General features: G+C 44.2%; 20 protein-coding genes and 1 pseudogene. 16 read left to right on the forward strand and 5 right to left on the reverse strand.

Annotation, left to right across the window (positions count from 1 at the left end; translation table 11 throughout):
• Window positions 1-99 precede the first annotated feature (99 nt).
• The 6 genes from C6348_RS12640 to C6348_RS12675 all read left to right on the forward strand — a co-directional run bounded on the left by C6348_RS12640 (window position 100) and on the right by C6348_RS12675 (window position 6,702).
• Window positions 100-1,425: a DegT/DnrJ/EryC1/StrS family aminotransferase gene (locus tag C6348_RS12640; protein ID WP_106043367.1), complete on the forward strand. Its 1,326-nt coding sequence runs from the start codon at window positions 100-102 to the stop codon at window positions 1,423-1,425.
• Window positions 1,400-2,266: an HAD-IIB family hydrolase gene (locus C6348_RS12645; protein WP_106043369.1), complete on the forward strand. Its 867-nt coding sequence runs from the start codon at window positions 1,400-1,402 to the stop codon at window positions 2,264-2,266. The genes C6348_RS12640 and C6348_RS12645 overlap by 26 nt, the downstream gene beginning before the upstream one ends.
• On the forward strand, window positions 2,263-3,309 hold the full coding sequence (locus tag C6348_RS12650; RefSeq protein ID WP_106043371.1) for a Gfo/Idh/MocA family protein: 1,047 nt from the start codon (window positions 2,263-2,265) through the stop codon (window positions 3,307-3,309). Before C6348_RS12645 ends, C6348_RS12650 begins: the two co-directional genes overlap by 4 nt.
• A 54-nt stretch (window positions 3,310-3,363) precedes the next feature.
• Entirely contained in the window at window positions 3,364-4,557 is a 1,194-nt protein-coding gene (locus C6348_RS12655) for an MFS transporter (RefSeq protein ID WP_106043373.1), read from the forward strand.
• 112 nt (window positions 4,558-4,669) lie between these two features.
• Window positions 4,670-5,299 carry a LysE family translocator gene (locus tag C6348_RS12660; protein ID WP_034664197.1) on the forward strand — a complete coding sequence of 210 codons (630 nt, stop codon included), beginning with the start codon at window positions 4,670-4,672 and terminating at the stop codon, window positions 5,297-5,299.
• Window positions 5,300-5,943: 644 nt separating this feature from the next.
• Window positions 5,944-6,702 (forward strand): YqcI/YcgG family protein, encoded by a 759-nt coding sequence (locus tag C6348_RS12675; RefSeq protein WP_106037070.1) that lies wholly within the window; start codon window positions 5,944-5,946, stop codon window positions 6,700-6,702.
• On the opposite strand, the gene C6348_RS12680 is transcribed toward C6348_RS12675, so the two are convergent.
• Entirely contained in the window at window positions 6,697-8,049 is a 1,353-nt protein-coding gene (locus C6348_RS12680) for an amino acid permease (RefSeq protein ID WP_106043377.1), read from the reverse strand. The genes C6348_RS12675 and C6348_RS12680 overlap by 6 nt on opposite strands.
• A 79-nt stretch (window positions 8,050-8,128) precedes the next feature.
• On the opposite strand from C6348_RS12680, the gene C6348_RS12685 reads away from it, so the two are divergent.
• The 3 genes from C6348_RS12685 (at window position 8,129) to C6348_RS12695 (ending at window position 10,444) form a co-directional block, all read left to right on the forward strand.
• A complete protein-coding gene (locus tag C6348_RS12685) occupies window positions 8,129-8,725 on the forward strand; it encodes a DUF1989 domain-containing protein (protein ID WP_034664192.1) in 597 nt (198 codons plus the stop codon).
• Between the two features lie 199 nt (window positions 8,726-8,924).
• Window positions 8,925-9,746, forward strand: a complete 822-nt coding sequence (nadE, locus tag C6348_RS12690; RefSeq protein WP_034664190.1) for an ammonia-dependent NAD(+) synthetase — start codon at window positions 8,925-8,927, stop codon at window positions 9,744-9,746.
• 140 nt (window positions 9,747-9,886) lie between these two features.
• Window positions 9,887-10,444: a shikimate kinase gene (locus tag C6348_RS12695; protein WP_106043379.1), complete on the forward strand. Its 558-nt coding sequence runs from the start codon at window positions 9,887-9,889 to the stop codon at window positions 10,442-10,444.
• Window positions 10,445-10,481: 37 nt separating this feature from the next.
• On the opposite strand, the gene C6348_RS12700 is transcribed toward C6348_RS12695, so the two are convergent.
• Window positions 10,482-11,255, reverse strand: a complete 774-nt coding sequence (locus C6348_RS12700) for a class I SAM-dependent methyltransferase (protein WP_106043381.1) — start codon at window positions 11,253-11,255, stop codon at window positions 10,482-10,484.
• 116 nt (window positions 11,256-11,371) lie between these two features.
• On the opposite strand from C6348_RS12700, the pseudogene C6348_RS12705 reads away from it, so the two are divergent.
• Window positions 11,372-12,271: pseudogene (locus tag C6348_RS12705) on the forward strand (LysR family transcriptional regulator).
• 45 nt (window positions 12,272-12,316) lie between these two features.
• Here C6348_RS12705 and C6348_RS12710 read toward each other — a convergent pair.
• Window positions 12,317-13,102 carry a carbon-nitrogen family hydrolase gene (locus C6348_RS12710; protein WP_106043383.1) on the reverse strand — a complete coding sequence of 262 codons (786 nt, stop codon included), beginning with the start codon at window positions 13,100-13,102 and terminating at the stop codon, window positions 12,317-12,319.
• A 234-nt stretch (window positions 13,103-13,336) separates the two neighbouring features.
• On the opposite strand from C6348_RS12710, the gene C6348_RS12715 reads away from it, so the two are divergent.
• A complete protein-coding gene (locus tag C6348_RS12715) occupies window positions 13,337-14,293 on the forward strand; it encodes an acetylxylan esterase (RefSeq protein WP_106043385.1) in 957 nt (318 codons plus the stop codon).
• Between the two features lie 33 nt (window positions 14,294-14,326).
• On the opposite strand, the gene C6348_RS12720 is transcribed toward C6348_RS12715, so the two are convergent.
• Entirely contained in the window at window positions 14,327-14,641 is a 315-nt protein-coding gene (locus C6348_RS12720; RefSeq protein ID WP_012008865.1) for a hypothetical protein, read from the reverse strand.
• A gap of 90 nt (window positions 14,642-14,731) precedes the next feature.
• Here C6348_RS12720 and C6348_RS12725 point away from each other — a divergent pair, with 90 nt between their 5' ends.
• The 5 genes from C6348_RS12725 to C6348_RS12745 all read left to right on the forward strand — a co-directional run bounded on the left by C6348_RS12725 (window position 14,732) and on the right by C6348_RS12745 (window position 20,921).
• A complete protein-coding gene (locus tag C6348_RS12725; RefSeq protein ID WP_095285952.1) occupies window positions 14,732-15,502 on the forward strand; it encodes a nucleotidyltransferase domain-containing protein in 771 nt (256 codons plus the stop codon).
• A 160-nt stretch (window positions 15,503-15,662) separates the two neighbouring features.
• The gene (locus C6348_RS12730; RefSeq protein ID WP_034664177.1) at window positions 15,663-16,580 is read left to right on the forward strand and encodes a proline dehydrogenase family protein; all 918 of its coding nucleotides are present in this window, start codon (window positions 15,663-15,665) and stop codon (window positions 16,578-16,580) included.
• A gap of 23 nt (window positions 16,581-16,603) precedes the next feature.
• Window positions 16,604-18,151 (forward strand): L-glutamate gamma-semialdehyde dehydrogenase, encoded by a 1,548-nt coding sequence (gene pruA / locus C6348_RS12735; RefSeq protein WP_095285945.1) that lies wholly within the window; start codon window positions 16,604-16,606, stop codon window positions 18,149-18,151.
• Between the two features lie 125 nt (window positions 18,152-18,276).
• The gene (locus tag C6348_RS12740) at window positions 18,277-19,509 is read left to right on the forward strand and encodes a PucR family transcriptional regulator (protein WP_106043387.1); all 1,233 of its coding nucleotides are present in this window, start codon (window positions 18,277-18,279) and stop codon (window positions 19,507-19,509) included.
• Between the two features lie 113 nt (window positions 19,510-19,622).
• Window positions 19,623-20,921: an arsenic transporter gene (locus tag C6348_RS12745; RefSeq protein ID WP_060595504.1), complete on the forward strand. Its 1,299-nt coding sequence runs from the start codon at window positions 19,623-19,625 to the stop codon at window positions 20,919-20,921.
• A gap of 46 nt (window positions 20,922-20,967) precedes the next feature.
• On the opposite strand, the gene C6348_RS12750 is transcribed toward C6348_RS12745, so the two are convergent.
• Window positions 20,968-21,645 carry an amino acid ABC transporter permease gene (locus C6348_RS12750; protein WP_034664171.1) on the reverse strand — a complete coding sequence of 226 codons (678 nt, stop codon included), beginning with the start codon at window positions 21,643-21,645 and terminating at the stop codon, window positions 20,968-20,970.

Below are 21,645 nucleotides of genomic sequence, written 5' to 3' on the forward strand. Positions count from 1 at the left end.
CCTTTACACAAAGTTATTGTTCTGAAATCGATAACATCATTTACAATGTGAAACAAGTTAAATATTAACAAATGGAATTGATTAATTGGAGGGAATGGAATGCAAATATTGACGAAGATATCAGGTAAAAGCAAGGATTATCTTCCTTTGCTGGATATGATCAATCAAGGTGTTCAAGTAAAGTCTGATTCAGTTGAGAAGCACCTAGCAAATGAAAAGCTGGTGACGTTCCTTGAGCAAGATATAGGGCGCACAGGCTTGGAAAAAATTCTCTTCCATTATAAACAAAATAAGGAAAAAAAGATACCATTTCTGCCAGTTGATAAACTGATTTCAGAGGATGAGATCGATGATATCATGCAGGTGTTGAAAGAAGTATTGAGTTCTGGCCGTTTTACTTCAGGGCCATATATTCCGGCGTTTGAAAAGCAGCTCGCTGAGTACTTAGGGAAGAAATATGTCATTGCCACGTCAAGTGGAACAGATGCCCTAATGATCAGCCTCATATCAGCAGGCGTCCATCCGGGAGACGAGGTCATTTTGCCAGCGAATAGCTTTGCTGCAACAGAAAATGCAGTGCTTGCGATTGGGGCTGTTCCGGTCTATGCCGATATTGATCCAGATACTTACTGCTTGGCACCGAGTGAAATTGAGAAGCATATCACAGATCAAACGGTATGCATTCTTCCGGTTCATTTATATGGAAAGCAAGCGGATATGAAGGCCATTTCGGCGATTGCGAAACAGCATGGGTTGAAAATCATTGAAGATGGCTGTCAGGCGATCGGCAGCAGCAGCCTTGGTGCATATGGAGATGGACTTGTTCTCAGCTTTAATCCATACAAAAACCTTGGCGTCTGCGGTAAGGCAGGGGCTATCGCCACAAATGATGAAGCCTTAGCGGAAAAATGCATGGAGATCAGTTATCACGGCTTTGAAGTAGGAAAGAAAAATGTCAAACGCAGTGACTATGGATTTAATTCTAAAATTGATAATTTGCAGGCAGCGATCGGACTCGAACGCATGAAGTATTTAGGGTTACAAAACTTTAAACGCTTTTACTTAGCAAAGCGATACATTGACCAGCTGCAAACGCTTGAGGAAGAAGGATACTTGAAGCTTCCGAAGCTGACGGATGATCACGTCTGGCATCTGTTCCCGATTAGAGTGTTGAAGGGAGAACGAGATGAGCTTGCAGCGAAATTGCTGGAAATGGGCATAGAAACAGATGTTTATTACCCGATTCTATCGCATCAGCATCAAACAAATCTTGTTTCTCAAAAGTATAAACAAACGACACTTCCACACACGGAAAAAGCAGCACAGCAATTACTTCACTTGCCGCTGTATCCAGGCATGCCGCTGCAAGATCAGGAGAAGGTCATCGAGGGGGTTCATCATGTTATCAAGTCTTCTATTCAATAAAAAGCTGCTGAATCAGCCGGAAAATCCGAAGTGGATCGTCTTCTGTGACTTTGATGAAACCTATTATTCTCACGGAATGACCGATGAGCAGAGAGAGGATGTAAAGCGGCTGGAAGCCTTTGTGGCAGAAAAGAGCGAAGCAGGACAGCTCATGCTTGGCTGGGTCACGGGAAGCAGCCTCGATTCTGTCACAAGTAAAATGGAAAAAGGCGGTTTTCATCAATTCCCGCATTTCATTGCGTCGAACTTAGGAACTGAAATTGTGTATACATCGGAAGCTCGTTTTGGACAGCCAGATGCGGAGTGGATGAAGCGGCTGGATGTGCAGGGCTTTTCAGATGAAAAAATTGAAGACATCCTGGAAACCGTACGTGAAAAGGGAATTCATCTCAGACCGCAAACGCAGCTGGGCAGCTCAGGGTATAAGAAGAATTTCTATTATCAGGAGCAGGATGAACGGACAGATCTTCATCATCTATCATTCATCCAAACACTTGCCAAAGAGCGCGGGGTGGCGGTCAACATTAACAAATGCAATCCGCTCGCAGGAGACCCTGCGGATTGCTATGATGTCGATTTTTTACCAGTCGGCACAGGGAAGGATGAAATTGTCCGCTTTATGCTGAACCAATATGATTTATCGAAAGATCAAGGCTTTGCCTTTGGAGATAGTGGGAACGATTTGCGGATGCTTCAATCCGTCACGCATGGTTTCCTCGTCCAAAATGCGACGGCCGAAGCCAAGCGGCACCATCATCAGATTTGTCATCATGGGTATGCAAAAGGAATCTATGAAACACTGAAAACAGTGATGTATAAACATGAGGAGGCACATTCATGAAGAAAATTGGAATTGTTGGAGCAGGGAATATTGCAAAAGCTCATGCAAGAGCATTATCAACAATCAAAGGTGCAGAGTTATCCGGTGTCTATGATTTGCACGAGTCAGTTGCACAGGGATTCATTAAACAGTACGGCGGACGTGTGTATTCAAGTATCGAAACACTAGCAGATGCATCTGATGGGTTGATCATTGCCTCCCCTAATTTTTGTCACAAAGACCATGCCCTTCAGGCACTAAGAGCAGGACAGCCCATTTTATGTGAAAAGCCGATGGCTGTGTCGCTGAAGGAAGCGAAGGAAATGGTGGAGACAGCCAAACAGTTCCAGGTTCAAGCCAGTATGGGCTTTAACTATCGTTACTTATCCTTTGTGAATATTTTGAAGAACTTGATTGCCAATGGTGAATTAGGCCGCATTTTGACCGTCAGGACTCATTTTAAGAAAAACAGTGCCCTCAGAAGAAAGACATTTTCATGGAGAGACAGCGGTGAGAGTCTGCGCACGAGCGGTGCATTAGGGGATCTTGGTATTCATTTAATTGATATGCTGTGGTACTTATTTGGCAGTGACATGAAGAAAGAATCACTTAATACCAAGATGCTGACACATGTAAAGGAAAAAGAAGAGAAAAAGGTGCAGGTGGATGATCATACCGAAATTTTCGGTCAGATGGAGAATCAAGTATTCTTTCACTTGGTCACATCCAAAAGCACGCAGCCTGAGGAATGCGGATTTAGTGTAGAAGTCGTTGGTCATGACAAGGTATTCAAATACCATACGAACATGAAAAACGAATATGAGATCAGTGATGGATTGTGTGTGGAGCGTCATCAAATGCCGCAAACCCTGCTGACAGATCCGCCAAATGAATTTTACGGATGGTCTGATACGTTCCGTGATCAGCTGATGCACTGGGTGAATACAGATTCATATCCATCTCATATGAAAGTGGCTGATTTTGTAGATGGGTATCGCGCACAGGCTGCGCTCAATACATGCTTCGAGAGGGAAGAGGCTGTCAAGTCTGCCCGGGCATATTAAAGAGGTGGAGCGGAGGATGTCATGACTCCGCTCCTTTTTAGAGGAAGTGAAAAGATGAAAAAAGTATTTTATTTTGGCTGTGTCTTTTATTTTTTTATTGGGACCATTCATGTGTTTTTTGGCAGCTTAACTCCTTATTTACTGTCAAGTTACGATAAGGGTCCCGGGGAATTATCTTCTTTAATCTTTTTTCAGTTTATTGGTTTTTTGACAGGTGTTCTGTTATCCCCCATTCTTGTGAGGAAAAAAGGCTATGGCGCTGTTCTGACCATGGGTCTTTTGCTGATGATCGGGTCACTTCTCCTTGGGCTTTTGGTGCCGGGCTGGACAACACTTGTGCTGGCAGGTTTTTTTCTTGGGAGCGGTGCAGGCAGTCTTGAGACCACAGCCGGAGCGTATGTGATTTCGATGGCAAACAGTGCGAAGCGAATCAGCATCATGGAGGTCTTTTTTGGGTTAGGAGCGCTGTTATTTCCACTTGTGATTCTGCTCACTGTCACTGAACAGACGTGGCACTATGTGTTTTTATTTCAAGTCGGTGCACTGACTTTCTTTCTTATGCTCTGGCTTGCCTTTATGAACAAATTGCCTCGTGGACAGATGGCTTCTTCTTCCAATTCCAATGGGATGAGAAAACCGTCCTTACTTGTTGATCGAAACAATCGAATGATTGTGGTGCTCATGATCTGTTTTGCTTTTTTCTACGCAGGGATTGAAACGAACTTTGCGAACTTTTTGCCGTCGATCATGCTGGAAAAAGGAGGAGACAACTGGAGTCTTTTTGCGGTTTCTACCTTTTGGACAGCGATCGTCATTGGCAGAACTGTCATTGCGAGAAAAGCGGATCAGCTGCATCCGCTGCGTTTTTTAAAGCTAAGCGCAGCACTCATGATTCTGCTGCTCGTTGTATTTGCCCTGACAACCCACATCGCCGCGCAGCTGCTTCTCATCTTTTTCATCGGCCTGTGCGCAGCTGGCATGTTCCCAATCGCACTGACTGCATCTGCATTAATGATTGAAAATGCCATCGACGAGGCAACGAGTTACTTTATTGCAGCCGCAAGTTTAGGCGGAGCCTGCTTGTCCTTCTTGATTGGCTTTAGTCTTGAATGGGCAGGAGCAGCAAGTGCCGTCTTTGTTTTCGCCTTCTTAGCTGTTCTTCTGTTTGCAGCTGCGATTCAAATGAATCGTGCTAAGAAAAAGGATACGGTCCTGTCGCAGCAATCGGCGCTGAAAGCCGATCGGTAAGCAATATCCAATGTCTCCTTGAGTCCAACTGAAAAGATGACAAAGGACTTGTACTAAAACACAGAACGTTTGAATAATATGTACAAGTCAGCATCAAAAGGAGGACGTCTATGTGGCGGTGTTTTTTGGTTATATCTTTTTAGGGTTGTCACTTTCAGCGCCTGTTGGGCCAGTCAATGCAGCCCAAATCGACAGAGGGATTAAAAGTGGATTTTGGCACGCGTGGATTTTTGGTGTGGGGGCGATGGCCGCGGATATTGTCTATATGCTCCTCATTTATTTTGGTGTCGCCCAGCTTTTGACTGCACCTCTAGTGAAAACCTTTTTGTGGCTGTTCGGCTTTTTCGTTCTGACCTATACGGGCATTGAAAGTCTGCGTAAAATCAATTTGCAGGAGAGCCCGAAAAAGGATGGTGGAAACACTTCGGTTGGTCAGTCGTTCATGACGGGGTTTTTCATTTCTCTTTCCAATCCGCTCAGTATTTTATTTTGGCTTGGCATCTACGGCAGTATTTTGGCTAATACGATTGAAAAGTATGGGGCATCTCAAATGCTGATGTACAGCATGGCTATTTTTATCGGCATGCTGATCTGGGATTTCAGTATGGCGCTGCTTGCTAGTTCGTTTAGGCGCTATTTAAGTGAACGTGTCTTACATGGCTTATCCGTTCTTGCAGGCTTATCTTTACTTGGTTTCGGCGCCTATTTTGGGTATCAAGGGATCATGGCGTTGATTGGGTAGAAAAGCAAACTGATACATTCAGTCTGTTTCAGCGTGTAGACAAACCCTCGCATTCGGTGTCAGTCCTGCGTGCCGGTGCTCACGAATGTCAAATTCGCTCCGCTCCGGTACTCGTCCTTCCTAGGGCTGCAAAGGTTTTCTATCACGCTGAAAAGAAGACAAAAGGCTAAAATGAAGATCATTTTAGCCCTTTGTCAACAATTTGAAGCAGACTGATACATTCAGTCTGTTTTTTTGTAAGGATTGACAGACATAACACATTCTTGAATAATGGTGGGATATTGCCATCTGTATTTTTCTTCCAGTATTCAACTATGTGTGCATGCTGATCTTATCAGTTATCACAGCAACATTGTCTATCTATTTAGCTTTTGCTCAGCCCTCATTTATTGGGTGCTTGATTCTGTCTTTTTGATGAAGAACAGATCATAGGAATGATACAAAAGCGCTCTATTAAAAGAAGCAGTTTGACGGCCGCATACACTTGTCTGTTCATGCATCATGGAGTGAAAGACACACATACATGCTCAATTTGAACGAGAACGTCCACCTCTTGAATGCGCAAGGAAAGTCGTTGAAGGACAGTCACCACAGCCTTTTTTTCTCATAGGCTATGGAGAAGACGCTAAAACGAGGTGGGAGAAATGGCCCAGTTGTATGCAAAAAGTTGCCTTGATCAAAATCTACGATCACTAGAAGAATGGAAGCAGGATGCTTTTACTCAATTTGGAGAGATGGTAGGAGATGAGGCAGATACATTCCCTTGTGTACCGGGAAGACAGGGGTTTTTTCTCGATCATTTACGCTATGGGTTTGTTGGTGATCCGAGGAAAGAGGAAGCGGTTGATGAATTAGCCCAGCTGCTGAGAGAATATCAAAGCTGTGCGAAAGAAACGGGTCAATATGCTTCATTTATTTGTTTTTTTGAAACACCGCAGGATTTAAAAGAAAGTTCACTTGAACAGTTTGAGCAGCAGTTTTGGTCACTGCTTCAACGACTGCACCAGAAAGATGAAGTGCCATGGCCTGAGGATATTCCACTAGATACTCATCATCATGAGTGGGAGTATTGCTTTCACGGGGAAGCGTATTTTATTTTGTGCTCCACACCGGCTCATAAGCTCAGAAAAAGCCGCCACTTCCCTTATGTCTTGATGGCATTTCAGCCTAGATGGGTGTTTGAGAAATTGAATGGATCGACCAAGTTTGGTCAAAAAATGAGCCAGCTCGTTCGCAAGCGGCTCAAAGCGTATGATGAGGTCAGCGTTCACCCATCATTAAAATGGTACGGTGATCCGACCAATCATGAATGGAAGCAATACTTTCTCCCAGATGAAGAGGCGGAGAAACCAGCCTCCGCCAAATGTCCTTTTACTGCATTAAAAAACATGATGAAATTATGATGCGGTCTGATCCTGCTGCTTCCACTTTTTTCTCATAAATAGCACCATGATGGCAATCACTGCAATGATCCCAAGGCTGATAAAAAAGCCAGGTCGTCCGCTTGCCTCTGTTAAAGTGCCTGAAATGGCGGCTCCAATCAAGAGAAGCGCAAGAATCATTTCGCACGTTTGGCGAGTGGATGGCTTTGATAGCTTTTTACTTGAGAACAGAATGAATACCCATGTGTACAGAAGGGTAAGGCCGGCTGCTGTTGTGAGATGCTCGTAGATGTGTTTGGACAAAAAGAGCGCAAGCAAAATCGAGACAATTAAGCCAGCAGCAGTTAAGATAATCGAAGGCCATCCGACATGAGTTGGGTCTTTTTGTTTAAAACAAGCAGGTGCATCTTGATGCTCCGACATCGTACCAAGCAGCGTCGTGACTGCATAGAGTGAGGCAACCAATGTCGAAAAGCCGGCAATAATGAAAATGCCATTAAAGATATGAAGAAAGATTGATAAATGAAATGGATCTAATGATGTAATAAATGGACTGCTGTTCTCGTTAAAGGCTGTTACTGGGACAAGCAAGAGAGCAAGTCCGATCGAGACGATATAGATGACCGCTAGAATGATCAGCATGACGCGTCCAGCCTTTGCCGCATCTTTCGGATCTTTTAAATGAACCGCCATCAGACCCATGACTTCAATTCCCCCAAATGCATAAAATGCGTAAATCAATCCATTCCAAAGACCAAGTGCACCGAGCGGCATCCATTCGTGATCTTTGTTTGGCAGATGCAGGGTCGGTTTATGATCTGTCAGAATGCCGAATAACACAAGCACCGCAAGGATCATAAACAGAAAAATCGCCGCTGTCTTCAGTACCGCAAGGACATTTTCTGTCTTTTGAAAAGAAGAAAGCCCTATGATAATCACGAGCAGGGCAAGAGCGGAATAAATCGCAGAAAACACCCAGAGCGGAACAGATGGAAACCAGTGGCGGGTAAAAAGAGAAATCGCTGTTAACTGACTTCCCGTAATCAACATTTCTGCAAACCAATACACCCAGCCATTGCTAAACCCTGCCCAGCGTCCATATGCTTTACGAGCATAGGAACAAAATGACCCTTTATCAGGGTTATCGGCTGTCATCGCAGCCAAATGCTTAAAGACGAGATAGGTTCCGACCGCAGCAAGCAAAAAAGAAATGCAGACGGAAAAACCGGACTTTGTAATGGCAATGCTGGAACCAAGGAAGAAACCAGTGCCAATTGTACAGCCGACTCCGATGAGAGAAAGCTGCCACCAAGATAAAGTTTGTTCTTCTTTCAATGCATGTGCAACACCTTTCGATTTCAATGACATTAGCTTGTGACCGCCGTCTTTTTTTATACATGATCAAGGGGACGTTTTGGGCATACTGACATGGAAAGGAGTGCATGTGATGAACGGAGAATATGTCATTTTACCAAAGGATGGACACGGCTTTCGCTTAGGAAAAGGCCAATGTATGCGGGTCGTTGATATTGAAGGTCAGCAAGTAGCAGATGTCATGGCCTATCATGAAAAGGATTTTTATGAAAAATTTGACCAAGGCGCGACAATGGACAGCCTATTTTCGTCAAAAGTGAAAAAAGGGGATAAGCTCTATTCTAATTTATATAAACCGATGTTTACGGTCATTGAAGACACAGTCGAATGCCATGATTTATACATGCCCGCCTGCCGGCAAGAAATGTATCAGCTTTTATACGGTCGGACGCATTTAGAGGTCATGCATACATGCTACGATAATTTGCGGACTGCCTTTGAGCCATTTGGGATTCCTAAGGAGGATATGTACTATCCTTTTAATGCCTTTATGAATACAGTCATTGATGAAAAAGGAAAACTGTCTGTGGAGCTCCCAAAATCTCTTCCCGGTGATTACATTCGTCTGCGAGCCGAAATGGATCTCATTGTGGCCGTATCCGCATGTCCTTCTGATATTGGGAAGTGTAATGGCGCAAGCTGTACATCTATACGGGTAGAAATTGATTGAAAAAAGAAAAGGGCCAGTCCATATAGACATGGTCTTTTTCTTTTGTGAATGTTTGATCATTAATGAAATAGGGGAACGTCTAACAAAATGTTCTTCCTGAAAACATGGTATAATGAAGACTCAAAAAACGTTGTCAAACCAATGAATTCAGAGTAAAACCTGTTCTCTTCATGTAGAGGATGCTTAGGAGGAAAAGTGTATGAGTTTGCAGAAAAAGATCAGCCAAGAGTTGCATGTGCAGCCCTCAATTGACCCAAAGCAGGAGATCGAAAAGCGGGTTGGATTTCTAAAGGAATACTTGAAAAAAACTGGAGCAAAAGGATTCGTCCTCGGCATTAGCGGCGGACAGGATTCAACGCTCGCTGGCCGTCTTGCACAGCTGGCTGCATCTGAGCTGCGTCAAGAAGGAAAAGAAGAGGCAGTCTTTATTGCGGTGCGCCTCCCGCACGGTGTGCAGCAGGATGAAGATGATGCACAGCTCGCTTTATCATTTATTCAGCCGGACAAGTCGTGGAAATATGATATTGCGCCTGCCGTGACGGCATTCAGTGAACAATATCAAAAGGACACAGGCGGCCCGTTGTCTGACTTTAATAAAGGAAATGTCAAAGCACGCATGAGAATGATCGCGCAGTATGCTGTCGGAGGAGAAGAAGGATTACTTGTCATCGGTACAGATCATGCAGCTGAAGCAGTAACCGGCTTCTTCACGAAGTATGGTGATGGCGGTGCAGATGTTCTTCCGCTCACAGGTCTGACGAAACGCCAAGGCCGGATGCTGCTAGAAGCGCTGCAAGCACCTGAGCGTCTATACTTAAAGAAACCGACAGCGGATCTGCTTGATGACAAACCTCAGCAAACGGATGAAACAGAACTTGGCATTACGTACAATGAAATTGATGATTACTTAGAAGGTAAGCCAGTGTCAGATCAAGCAGCAGAAGCGATTGAAAAGCGCTATGTTCAATCAGAGCATAAACGCCAAGTACCCGCTTCCATGTTTGATGACTGGTGGAAATAAGAAAATGCAAGAGACCTCTCCTTTGATGGAGAGGTTTTTGTCTTTATATTTTTCAAATTGCCTATCTTTTCGCGCGCCATTTATCATATAATAGATACATTATGTAGCATTCCTTGTCATAAGGAGGACGTGTCACGAATATGAAAAACAATAGAGAAATCCCTGTGAGACAGCGAAATATTGTCCTCATTGGCTTTATGGGTGTTGGGAAAACAACCATTGGGCAGCTGGTTGCCAAAAAGCTATATAGAGATTTTATTGATGTGGATCAGGAGATTGAGAAAAAGTATAACATGACGATTCCAGATATCTTTCAGCAAAAAGGAGAAGCATTCTTCAGGCAGGCTGAAAAAGATTATATCGTCGATTTATGTGAACATACGCAGCTAAAGATCGTTTCTCTTGGAGGCGGTGCATTCAAACAGGAAGAAATCAAACGCGCCTGCTTGAAGCATTGTACGGTTCTTTTCCTTGATTTATCCTGGGAGAATTGGAAACAGCGGCTGGATATTTTAATTGAAAACCGTCCTGTTCTTCACAACCGGACGATTGACGAGATGAAAGAGCTGTTTGAAGAGCGCCGGGAAATATATGCCCTTCATAACTCAAGAGTCGAAACAGATCATCTAGAAGCTGAGGAAGTCGCCAATTATATTGTGGACACACTCAAGCTTGGCTGGGATTTATACTCGAAATAAAAAAGTCTACCAACGAGGGTAGACTTTTTCTATAAGTTCAATTCTTCATTCCTTGAATGAGTGCAGCTTTTAAACAGAAGGAAATAGGCTGCTGCTGTGCATCGAATTGAAGTTGAAACAGCTGCTTTGTATCAGGGTCTGCGAATTGAAGATGGGAAACGATCTCTTTTTGAACATTCTCTGGTGTGCGTCCACGCATCATCCAGTCCTGATAATCAATTTGCAGATCCCAGTAACGCTTCTCTTTTTGAGTCAGTTGGTTGGCAGCGAAGAGCTCTTTCCATTCTGATAACGAGCTTTCTCGCACATGAGAAGGATCTCTGAGTCTATTTAAGTGATTAATGAATGAATCCTGTGCAGTGTTTTCGGGTGCGTAATGATCGACGAGCAGGAATGTGCCGCCTTTTTTTAAGACACGGCTGATTTCAGACATAGCTGCCGGCAGGTTTGGAAAGTGGTGAGCGGCAAAGCGGCACGTCACGATGTCAAATGATTCATCAGCGAAGGGCAGTGCTTCTGAGGCTGCCCGCTCAAAAGTAATATGTTTCAGTTGGCGTTCTTCCGCAAGTGCTGCTGCAACCTCGATCATTTTTTGCGTGACATCAATGCCGATTCCTTTAGAAATGATATCTGAAAAGGAAAAAACGGTATGTCCTGCCCCACAGCCGATATCAAGTAAATGCTCGTGACCCTTCGTATTGGCTATTGCTTTCATCCATTCCAGCTCTTCTCCGGCTGCAAATATAGGTGAATCTCGATAGTTCTCGGCATTTTGTGAGAATTGGTTTTCGGCTTTAGCATATGGATTCATTTCTTCTCCCCCTTTGTTGTCTCTTTATCGTAAAATTCATTTTGTTATTTGTCTAAGACATAAAAGATATGACATGAATAGTTAAAACCTATGAGGTGATGAAAGTGGATATACGAATGATGGAATATGTCATGGAAGTGTACCGGCAGAAAAGTTTTACAAAAGCAGCGGATCAACTTCACATTGCACAGCCTTCTTTAAGCCAACAAATGAAGAAGCTGGAAGAGGAATTAGACACACCCCTCTTTATTCGAAAGTATGGATAAGTCACGCCCACACCTCAAGGGAGTCGATTCATTAAAAGGGCTGAGAACATTTTGAAGGAAAGAGATGATTTGCTGCGTGAAATGGGAGAAGCAGCTTATGAGGTGGGGAAAGAGCTGAACATTGGAGCGCCAGCAGTCACAGGGGGCTATGTCTTGCCCGGTTTATTAAAAACCTTTTGTCGAACGTATCCTCATGTTCACGTTCAACTAATAGAAGAATCACCTCGTGAGCTAGAAAAACTTCTATTGGCTGGAAAGCTGGATTTGGCTATTTTATCTATGCCTGTCGAGCATGAATCATTGAAAACGAAACACATGCTGACAGAGCCGCTTCTTCTCGCAGTTCCGCAAACTGCCCAGCCCTGGTCAACAGATGAATTGAACGAAATCATCAATCAAGCAGATCAGAAAGGGTCTGTTCCATTTCGCCTTCTGGAAGACGCCGCATTTATTATGCTGAAAGAGGGATATGGCTTTCGGCAAGTGGTCATGGAACTATGTCTTCATCATGGTTTTCAGCCGAAGATTACCTTTGAAACAAGTCATATTCAAACAGCGCAGGCATTGGTCAAAAATGGACTAGGTGTGACAGTTGTGCCGAAAATGGTGGCACAAGAGGAAAGGAACGAAGTCACTTATTTGAAAATTGATTCATGCCCAACCCGCACTCTTGTGTTTGCATATGTGGAAGAAAGGTATTTAACGAAAGCCGCTCAAGCCCTAATGGACCTTTACCAGAATCAAGCTTAAACAAACGTTTAATTAAATGCAAAAAGCAGGGAAGCACCCTGCTTTCTAATAGATATCCAGACGCTGATCCGTCATCACAGGAATTTGCTGTCTCACTTCATCCACTAGCTGAAGATCAATTTCCGCATAATAAATGTCTTCCTCATGGCTTGTTTCAAGCAGAATACGGCCAAGTGGATCAATCACCATGGAGTGGCCAGGGAATTCAGTGTCTCTGCTTGTGCCTGTTCTGTTAACAGCAATCATAAATGACTGGTTCTCAATCGCTCTTGCGATGAGCAGGCTGCGCCAATGGTCCACTCTTGCTGACGGCCATTGCGCCGTATTGATGAGCACTTTGGCCCCTTTGTTTACAAGTGTTCTGGAAAGCTGCGGGAAGCGGAGGTCATAGCAGATCATCGCGCCGATCTTCACATCCTCATCATAGTCAAATAAACCAAGCTGATCACCAGCAGTTAAATAGTTGTGCTCATCCATTAAGCGAAATAAATGAATTTTATCGTAATCCATTAAAAGCTCACCTTGGCGGTTAAAGACATACATCGTGTTGGTGATGTTTTCATCTTCTGTGCGCTTGTTCAATACACTTCCTGCGATGAGAACCACTTGGTGCTTACGGGCAAAGGAAGAGAAGAGCTGTTTTGTGCGTTCACCGTTTACATCCGCAAGCTGCTCAGCTTGTTCAAGTGCATAGCCGGTATTCCACATTTCGGGTAAAATGATCAGATCAGGCTGCTGATGGATGGCTTCTTGTAAAAACGCTTCTGCTTTTTGAAAGTTCACATCAGGTTCTCCAATTTGTACGTCCATTTGGACAAGGGCGATTTTCATACAGGTTCCTCCTTTATGCGATGGTGTAAATGTGAAAATCCATGAATGTCTATCAATTTGTTTTGCCTGAGAATATCTATTCTTCAAGCCAGTTTCTTTATCATAAAGGTTTCAATCCTCTTTGCCAATAGAAATGTCAGAAGGTTTTGTCTTTTGTAGTGAAAATGACTTTCTAAGTCAAGAAAACAGTGATATGATACTCATAACTAATAAAACAAAGGGGAATAGTATGGTATGCAATTGTTCGATTTACCACTAGAAGAGCTAAAAGTATATAAACCGAAGAAAACAGCACGACCTGATTTCTCAGACTTTTGGAAGGCGTCGCTCGAAGAACTGCGCCAAGTGGAGGCAGAGCCAGCACTTGAACCTTATGACTATCCAGTGAAAGGCGTCAAGGTGTACCGCCTCACGTATCAAAGCTTTGGTCATTCTCGAATTGAAGGCTGGTATGCGGTACCAGATCAAACAGGTCCGCATCCAGCGCTCGTTCGTTTTCATGGCTATAATGCCAGCTATGACGGCGGCATTCACGACATCGTCAACTGGGCACTGCATGGCTATGCGACATTTGGTATGCTCGTCCGCGGTCAAGGCGGCAGTGAAGATAAGACAGTGACACCAGGCGGGCAGGCTTTGGGATGGATGACAAAAGGCATTTTATCGAAAGAGACCTACTATTATCGAGGTGTTTATTTAGATGCGGTTCGTGCACTCGATGTTATTCAGTCCTTTCCGGAAGTGGATGAACACCGTATCGGCGTGGTGGGTGGAAGCCAGGGAGGTGCACTGGCGGTTGGAGCTGCGGCACTTTCAGACATTCCAAAGGTCGTCGTGGCAGATTATCCTTACTTATCAAATTTCGAGCGTGCAGTGGATGTGGCATTGGAGCAGCCTTATTTAGAAATCAATTCATACTTTCGAAGAAACAGTGATCCAGAAGCGGAAGAAAAGGTATTTGAGACATTGAGCTACTTTGATTTGATCAATTTAGCCGAATGGGTGAAACAGCCCACATTGATGGCCATCGGTCTGATCGACCAAATCACCCCGCCATCTACTGTGTTTGCGGTATACAACCATTTAGAAACAGATAAAGATTTAAAGGTGTATCGCTACTTTGGACACGAGTACATCCCGGCTTTTCAAACAGAGAAGCTTGCCTTCTTACAAAAGCATTTAAGGATCTAAAAGAACAGAGGCCGCTCTAGGAGGGCCTCTTTTTTAATAGCTCGTATTCTGTCTCGTTTTTTCATCAGGCACTAACGCAGTGATAATCAGGGCAAGGGCAGTGATGATATGAAGAATGAATCCGAGAATCGGAATCCAAGCAAGGCAGGATGTGACAATTCCGATGATGCTTCCAATCATTGGTCCCTGGTCTCGCTTCGATAAGACGAGTGTGATAATATGCAGAATAAGCATGACCATGAGCGGTGAATAGCCATTGCTGATAACGAATAGACCTCCGATCACAGGGATGGCAAGGCAGGCTTCAAAAATCCCGGTGATCCATTTCATAATGCGAGATATAGACATCAGATCCAACTCCTTTTTTATATGTCTTATTCGTATTTTCCCAAAACGTGAAGAAGTCATGCAGAATTCTATAGAAAGAGTTGATGGATGTTGAGAGAGAGAATCAAGGAAGAGCTGAAAATCATCGAAGAAACGTATGACGTAAAGATTTGCCTCGCCGTTGAATCAGGCAGCAGGGCATGGGGATTTCCCTCGACTGATAGTGATTATGATGTTCGTTTTTTATATGTTCCCCGGAAAGAATGGTATTGGGCGATGGAAGAGCATCGTGATGTCATTGAACGGCCGATTGATGACGTGCTTGATATCAGCGGCTGGGAGCTTAGAAAAGCACTTCGCTTATTCAATAAATCAAATCCATCCATCATGGAATGGCTATCTTCTGACATCATCTATGCTGAATCTTTCTCTTTAGCAAAGCAGCTAAGAGAATTAAAGGATCGAGCGTTTTATCCTGCAGCATTGATGTATCATTACCTCAATATGGCGAAGCGGAATGAAAGCCGGCATTTACGAGGGGAGCAGGTGCGAATCAAGAAGTATTTCTATGTGCTTCGTCCGCTATTTGCCTGTCAGTGGATTGAACGCTACCGGACGGTTCCGCCGATGGACTTTCATGAACTGCTCGAGGAGCTAGTGGAGGAAGGCCCGCTTTTAACAGAAATTCACGAGCTGCTCAAACGTAAAATGGACGGAGAGGAAATGGATGTAGAGAACCGTCTCGCCTATGTCCATCCATTCATCGACAAAGAGCTGGCGCGTTTTGATGAATTGGTGAAAAGCTACAATCAGCCGAAAGACAATCTCACGCAAGAATTAAATGAGCTTTTGCAGTCTACCCTTGATGAGGTGTGGGCGTAGGAGGGAAGAGCCAGCCGGATAGCGGCAGGCTCTTTTTTATCTCTTATTGTGATAAAACCACAAAAAAAGTCAGAATTTTTGTCATCTTCAAATATTGTAGCGGACAGCTTATGAGCCTTACAATAAAGACATAGCTTACAAAGAGTGGGAGGTGCCCTTTATGGAGTCGGTCACAAGAAATTTCTTCTTGTTTTTGTCAAAGAGCAGTCTCTTGAACCATATTGCTCGTAATTGGGGAAGTGCTGTTGCATCTAAGAAAATCATCGGTGGGAAAGATTTTGAGAGCGCTATCTCTGTCATTAAACGATTAAATGATCAAGGAATGGCTGTAACAGTCGATCACCTTGGTGAGTTTGTCACAAAGGCAGAGATTGCAAATGAGCGGACGAATGAGTGTATTCAAACCATTCAGCGGATTGCTGAGGCGGGACTCAATTCCCACGTGTCACTCAAAATGACATCACTCGGCCTGGATATTGACGATGACCTTGTGTATCGCAATATGAAAAGCATTTTAGATACGGCAGAGAAACACCGTATCATGGTGACAATCGATATGGAGGATGAACAGCGCTGTCAAAAAACGCTGGACATTTTTAAAGAGATGAAATCTCAATATGAGTATGTCAGTACGGTCCTGCAGGCGTATTTGTACAGAACAGAAAAGGATCTTGATGACCTAAATGAGCTTCAGCCATTTTTAAGACTTGTAAAGGGTGCCTATAAGGAATCCGCCGAAGTGGCGTATCCAAACAAAAAAGACGTCGATCAGAATTATCAAAAGCTGATCGAAAAGCAATTACTCACAGGGAACTATACAGCCATTGCGACACATGACGATCAAATGATCGAGTTTACGAAGAATATTGTGAAAAAACACAATATACCGACAAGTCAGTTCGAATTTCAAATGCTGTATGGCATGAGATCAGAAACGCAGCAGGCACTTGTGAAGGAAGGCTATCAAATGAGGGTCTATACCCCGTATGGACGAGAGTGGTATGGCTACTACATGAGACGTCTTGCAGAACGGCCGGCAAACATTGCCTTTGCTTTAAAAGGGATGACGAGAAAATAATTTGAAACGGGAGCGTGACAAAGATGACAACACCTTACAAACATGAACCATTCACGGATTTTAGCCAGGAAGAAAACCGCAAAGCGTTTGAACAAGCATTAGCAAAGGTAACAGAATCACTTGGTCAAACCTATCCGCTCGTGATTAATGGAGAAAGAATCGAAACGAAAGACCAGATTATCTCGATCAATCCAGCGAAAAAGGATGAAGTCGTTGGAACCGTATCAAAGGCCGGAAAAGAAGAGGCAGAACAAGCGGTTCAGGCTGCGGCGAAAGCATTTGAAACTTGGCGCTATACGTCTCCAGAAGAAAGAGCCAGCGTCATCTTCCGTGCTGCGGCAAGCATTCGCCGTAAAAAGCATGAGTATTCAGCCCTTCTTGTCAAAGAAGCAGGTAAGCCTTGGAATGAAGCGGACGCAGATACAGCAGAAGCGATCGACTTCCTTGAATATTATGCTCGTCAAATGCTGGAGCTGGCGAAAGGCAAACCAGTGAACAGCCGCGAAGGAGAACACAATCAATACGTATACACACCAACTGGCGTGACACTCGTCATTCCGCCGTGGAACTTCTTGTTTGCCATTATGGCAGGAACTACAGTAGCACCAATCGTCACTGGGAATACAGTTGTCTTAAAACCAGCGAGTGCAACTCCTGTGATTGCGGCACGTTTTGTGGAAGAGCTTGAGCAAGCAGGTCTTCCAAAGGGTGTGGTGAACTTTGTACCAGGAAGCGGAGCAGAGGTCGGAGATTACTTAGTAGATCATCCGAAAACAAGCCTGATTACATTCACTGGCTCAAGAGAAGTAGGGACACGTATCTTTGAACGCGCGGCAAAAGTACAGCCAGGTCAGCAGCATTTAAAACGTGTCATTGCTGAAATGGGCGGTAAGGATACAGTGGTTGTAGATGAGGATGCAGACGTCGAATTAGCGGCTAATGCCATTTTCACATCAGCCTTCGGTTTTTCAGGTCAGAAATGTTCAGCTGGATCTCGGGCTGTCGTCCACGAGAAGCTGTATGACCAAGTGATCGAGCGAGTGAAGGAAATCACAGAAACAAAAACAACAGCGAACCCTCTTTCTGCGGATGTCTACATGGGACCTGTCATTGATCAAGCGTCCTTTGACAAGATCACGGATTATATCGAGGTGGGCAAACAGGAAGGCCGCTTAGTGACTGGCGGAACGAGTGATGATTCGGAAGGATACTTCATTCACCCAACCATTTTTGCAGATCTTGAGCCAACATCTCGTTTGATGCAAGAAGAAATCTTCGGACCTGTCTTGGCCTTCTCGAAAGTATCTAGCTTTGATGAGGCACTTGAAGTAGCCAACAACACGGAATATGGTTTGACAGGTGCTGTCATTACCAATAATCGTGATCACATCAACCGTGCGAAGCAGGAGTTCCATGTAGGGAATCTCTACTTTAACCGTAACTGCACAGGAGCCATCGTGGGATACCACCCATTTGGCGGATTCAAAATGTCAGGAACCGATTCAAAAGCAGGCGGTCCAGATTACCTAGCTCTACACATGCAGGCAAAAACGATTAGTGAAATGTTTTAAGTTGGAAAAGCATGAACCTGTGCACACGGGTTCATGCTTTTTTTGCTTGTCTACGACTTGTTTCTATGCAAATCTGTCCGGAAAGAAGTATGATAAATGTATCACTTAATCAGGGAGCAATCGGGATGGAAGAGATATTAGAAAAGCTTCATACATTTTTTGATGTCGATAAGTTAATTGCATTTATTAGCGGGTATTTAAAAAAACCAGTGATTTTAGAAAGCACAGAGTGCCAGCTCCTTGCTTATAATTCTTACAGCATTCAGCAGTTTGACCCAGTCAATCAGCAAACGATTTTCTCAAAGGAATGTCCGGGGTCTGTAGTCGATTGGTTAAAGAAAACAGGGGTCATCGAGCGGCTTCACAAGGAGTCAAAGCCTTTTTATGTGAGCGGTCATGACGAGCTCGGGTTTAATCGGCGGGTGGCTGTGAGCGCCAAGCACAAACAAGAAGTTGTGGGCTTTATTTGGGTGCAGGACATTGAGGATTCCCTCTCTCAGGAGGAGCTGCAATTTTTGCACGAAGCTTCCTTTCAAGTGGGAAAAGTGATTTATAAGAATAAGAAACAGCTGGAGAAAAAGGAAGGCAAGATTGAAGAATTTTTCAAAAAGGTCATGGATGATCATTTTTATACAGAAGAAGAACTGAAGTGGGAGGCTGAGAATTTAAGCATCCCACTGCCGGCAGTATTTACTGTCATGGTCGTACATGCTGCCGATAACAAAAGTGAGACGGCAGAAGACGTGAAGGATGTCATTCGAACGTATTTGCAGCTAGAAGATAAGGTGAATCACGTATACTCCGTTCAAGCCGACATTGTCGTGATATTGGGCAGCTTGTCAGACCGGCACTCACCGAAAGCAACTGCTGCCGACGTCATCGCTCATCTGCAATCGAAAACGCATGCCCATCCTTCGCTGCTGTATATCGGGATGGGAAGAGAGTATCGAGATGTCATGAAAATGAGTACAAGTCGATTTGAAGCGATAGAGGTCGTGAAGGCTGTGAAAATTGTTGGGGGACAAGAGCTGATTCCATATGATTACGAGAATCTGGGGGTTTTCCGGTTCTTAGACTCGATTTACAGCCATCAAAAAAAGAAAAATGATTTCAATCCAGATTTGTTACGTTTGAAGGAAAAAGACCGTGACAGCCAAACTTCTTTTTTAAAAACGCTTGAAGTCTACTTATTGAATAACTGCAAGCTAAAGCCTGCTGCAGAGCAGTTGTTTATTCATCAAAATACATTAAACTATCGAATGAAACAAATCTTTGATATGACCTCAATTGATTTAAGTCACTTCAGTCAGCGATGTGAGTTATTTATTGAATTGATGCTGATGAAAAAAGATCAATAGTCATCGAATCCGCAGGTGCCCGGGATCACCTGCGGGTTTTCATGTGAAAATGGCATACAACTGCTGCGTTACGTTGTATGATAGATAAGGATTTTATGAAAGGGGGGCCACCTTTGGGAGCAGTCACCTTGGCCATTTTGATTTTTATCCTGACCCTCGTCCTTGTCATTTGGCAGCCAGGACGTTTAACCATTGGATGGTCAGCATGTGGAGGCGCCATTCTTGCACTTGTCTTTGGTGTCGTTCATCTGGGCGATGTGTGGGAAGTGACGCATATAGTATGGAACGCGACATTTGCGTTTATTGGCATCATTATTATTTCGTTAATTTTAGATGAAATTGGGTTTTTCGAATGGGCTGCACTGCATATGGCAAAAGCCGCAAAAGGGAACGGTGTCCGCATGTTTATTTATTTAACATTGCTCGGCGCTGTCGTGGCTGCTTTTTTTGCGAACGATGGAGCGGCACTGATTCTGACCCCGATCGTCTTGTCTGTGGTGAGAGCGTTAAAGCTGGATGAACGGATGATCCTGCCTTTTGTGATGGCGAGCGGCTTTATTGCAGATACAACCTCCTTGCCATTTGTGATTAGTAACTTGGTTAATATCGTATCAGCCGACTATTTTCATATTGGATTTCTAGAATATACAGCAAACATGTTCGTGCCAAACCTTGTGTCGCTTGGAGCGAGCATGCTAGTGCTTTATGTGTTTTACCGGAAGCTCATCCCAAAAACATACGATCTGTCACAAGCGAAAGAGCCGGCATCAGCTATCCGAGATATCCGCATGTTCCGCTTGTCTTGGTATGTGCTTGGCTGTCTGCTTGTCGGTTATTTTGCAGGGGAACTCATTGGGGTTCCGGTCTCCATCATTGTGGGCGGTATTGCTCTTGTCTTCTTGTGGCTGGCGAGAAGAAGTCCGCAAGTGGCGACAAAACGCGTCATAAAAGAAGCACCGTGGTCCATAGTCTTTTTCTCAATTGGCATGTATGTCGTCGTATATGGACTAAAGAATGTCGGTCTCACAGAAATATTGGCGGCATGGATCGAACAAGGCGCATCGCATGGCTTGCTTGCGGGAACGATGTTTATGGGCGTGCTTGCCGCAGTGCTGTCTTCTGTCATGAACAATCTGCCCACTGTGTTAATCGATGCGATTGCGATCGGTCATACAGATACAGCAGGCGTCATGAGAGACGGACTGATTTATGCCAATGTCATCGGCTCCAACCTTGGTCCGAAAATGACCCCTATCGGCTCATTGGCGACATTGCTGTGGCTTCATGTTCTCAAGAAAAAGGGCGTCCATATTTCTTGGGGTGCATACATGAAAGCCGGAATCATCCTGACCATCCCAACCTTGATCCTTACTTTACTAGGGTTATATGTGTGGTTATGGCTGATACATTAAAGCTAAATACAAAAGAGAGCAGATCCATGAGATCTGCTCTCCTTTATTACAGATATTTCGCATAGCGCTTTTCTAAAAAGTCTTGAAGCAATGAGACTACGCTGCAAATGCCCCAGTATATGAGTGCGACCAAAATATACATGGTCATATAATCGAATTCGCGTCCACCTACAATTTTTGCTTGCTGGAAGAGCTCGGGTACAGTAATCATCGCAGCCAGTGAGGAGGCTTTGATTAAATCGAGCATGACATTGGTTAAAGGCGGCAGTGCGATGCGGACAGATTGAGGTAAAATGACACCGCGCATCGTTTGCCAATAGCTGAGACCTAGTGACTTGGCAGCTTCCACCTGTCCACTCGGAACAGAGGAGAGGGCCGCCCGGTTGATTTCTGCAATATAGGCAGCGCTATTGAAGCTGAACCCAATAATGGCAGCGGTGACCGCTGTAAACTCAATCCCGATATAAGGGAATCCAAAATAAAGAATAAACAAAATCACCAGAATGGGCACGCCTCGCATGAATGAGATATACAACCGTGCAGGCAGGCGAAGCATCCACGTGTTCGCCATTCTGGCAAGCGCAATAAAAAAGCCAAGAATTGTACCAAAAAACATGCTCACAAAGGAAATGAGCAGCGTCAGCCAGATGCCTTTCATGACAAATGGAAATGACGCCTTTGCCAGTGCAGGATTAAATATATATTCTAAATGAATATCTCCCAC

It is taken from the genome of Bacillus sp. YBWC18 (assembly GCF_002998775.1).
Lineage (GTDB): Bacteria > Bacillota > Bacilli > Bacillales > Bacillaceae > Bacillus.

Excerpts from the sequence above, each read along its gene's own strand:
- C6348_RS12640 (WP_106043367.1), top strand. The coding sequence starts at position 100 with ATGCAAATATTGACGAAGATATCAGGTAAAAGCAAGGATTATCTTCCT.
- C6348_RS12645 (WP_106043369.1), top strand. The coding sequence starts at position 1,400 with ATGTTATCAAGTCTTCTATTCAATAAAAAGCTGCTGAATCAGCCGGAA.
- C6348_RS12650 (WP_106043371.1), top strand. The coding sequence starts at position 2,263 with ATGAAGAAAATTGGAATTGTTGGAGCAGGGAATATTGCAAAAGCTCAT.
- C6348_RS12655 (WP_106043373.1), top strand. The coding sequence starts at position 3,364 with ATGAAAAAAGTATTTTATTTTGGCTGTGTCTTTTATTTTTTTATTGGG.
- C6348_RS12675 (WP_106037070.1), top strand. The coding sequence starts at position 5,944 with ATGGCCCAGTTGTATGCAAAAAGTTGCCTTGATCAAAATCTACGATCA.
- C6348_RS12680 (WP_106043377.1), bottom strand. The coding sequence starts at position 8,049 with ATGTCATTGAAATCGAAAGGTGTTGCACATGCATTGAAAGAAGAACAA.
- C6348_RS12685 (WP_034664192.1), top strand. The coding sequence starts at position 8,129 with ATGAACGGAGAATATGTCATTTTACCAAAGGATGGACACGGCTTTCGC.
- nadE (WP_034664190.1), top strand. The coding sequence starts at position 8,925 with ATGAGTTTGCAGAAAAAGATCAGCCAAGAGTTGCATGTGCAGCCCTCA.
- C6348_RS12695 (WP_106043379.1), top strand. The coding sequence starts at position 9,887 with ATGAAAAACAATAGAGAAATCCCTGTGAGACAGCGAAATATTGTCCTC.
- C6348_RS12700 (WP_106043381.1), bottom strand. The coding sequence starts at position 11,255 with ATGAATCCATATGCTAAAGCCGAAAACCAATTCTCACAAAATGCCGAG.
- C6348_RS12710 (WP_106043383.1), bottom strand. The coding sequence starts at position 13,102 with ATGAAAATCGCCCTTGTCCAAATGGACGTACAAATTGGAGAACCTGAT.
- C6348_RS12715 (WP_106043385.1), top strand. The coding sequence starts at position 13,337 with ATGCAATTGTTCGATTTACCACTAGAAGAGCTAAAAGTATATAAACCG.
- C6348_RS12720 (WP_012008865.1), bottom strand. The coding sequence starts at position 14,641 with ATGTCTATATCTCGCATTATGAAATGGATCACCGGGATTTTTGAAGCC.
- C6348_RS12730 (WP_034664177.1), top strand. The coding sequence starts at position 15,663 with ATGGAGTCGGTCACAAGAAATTTCTTCTTGTTTTTGTCAAAGAGCAGT.
- pruA (WP_095285945.1), top strand. The coding sequence starts at position 16,604 with ATGACAACACCTTACAAACATGAACCATTCACGGATTTTAGCCAGGAA.
- C6348_RS12740 (WP_106043387.1), top strand. The coding sequence starts at position 18,277 with ATGGAAGAGATATTAGAAAAGCTTCATACATTTTTTGATGTCGATAAG.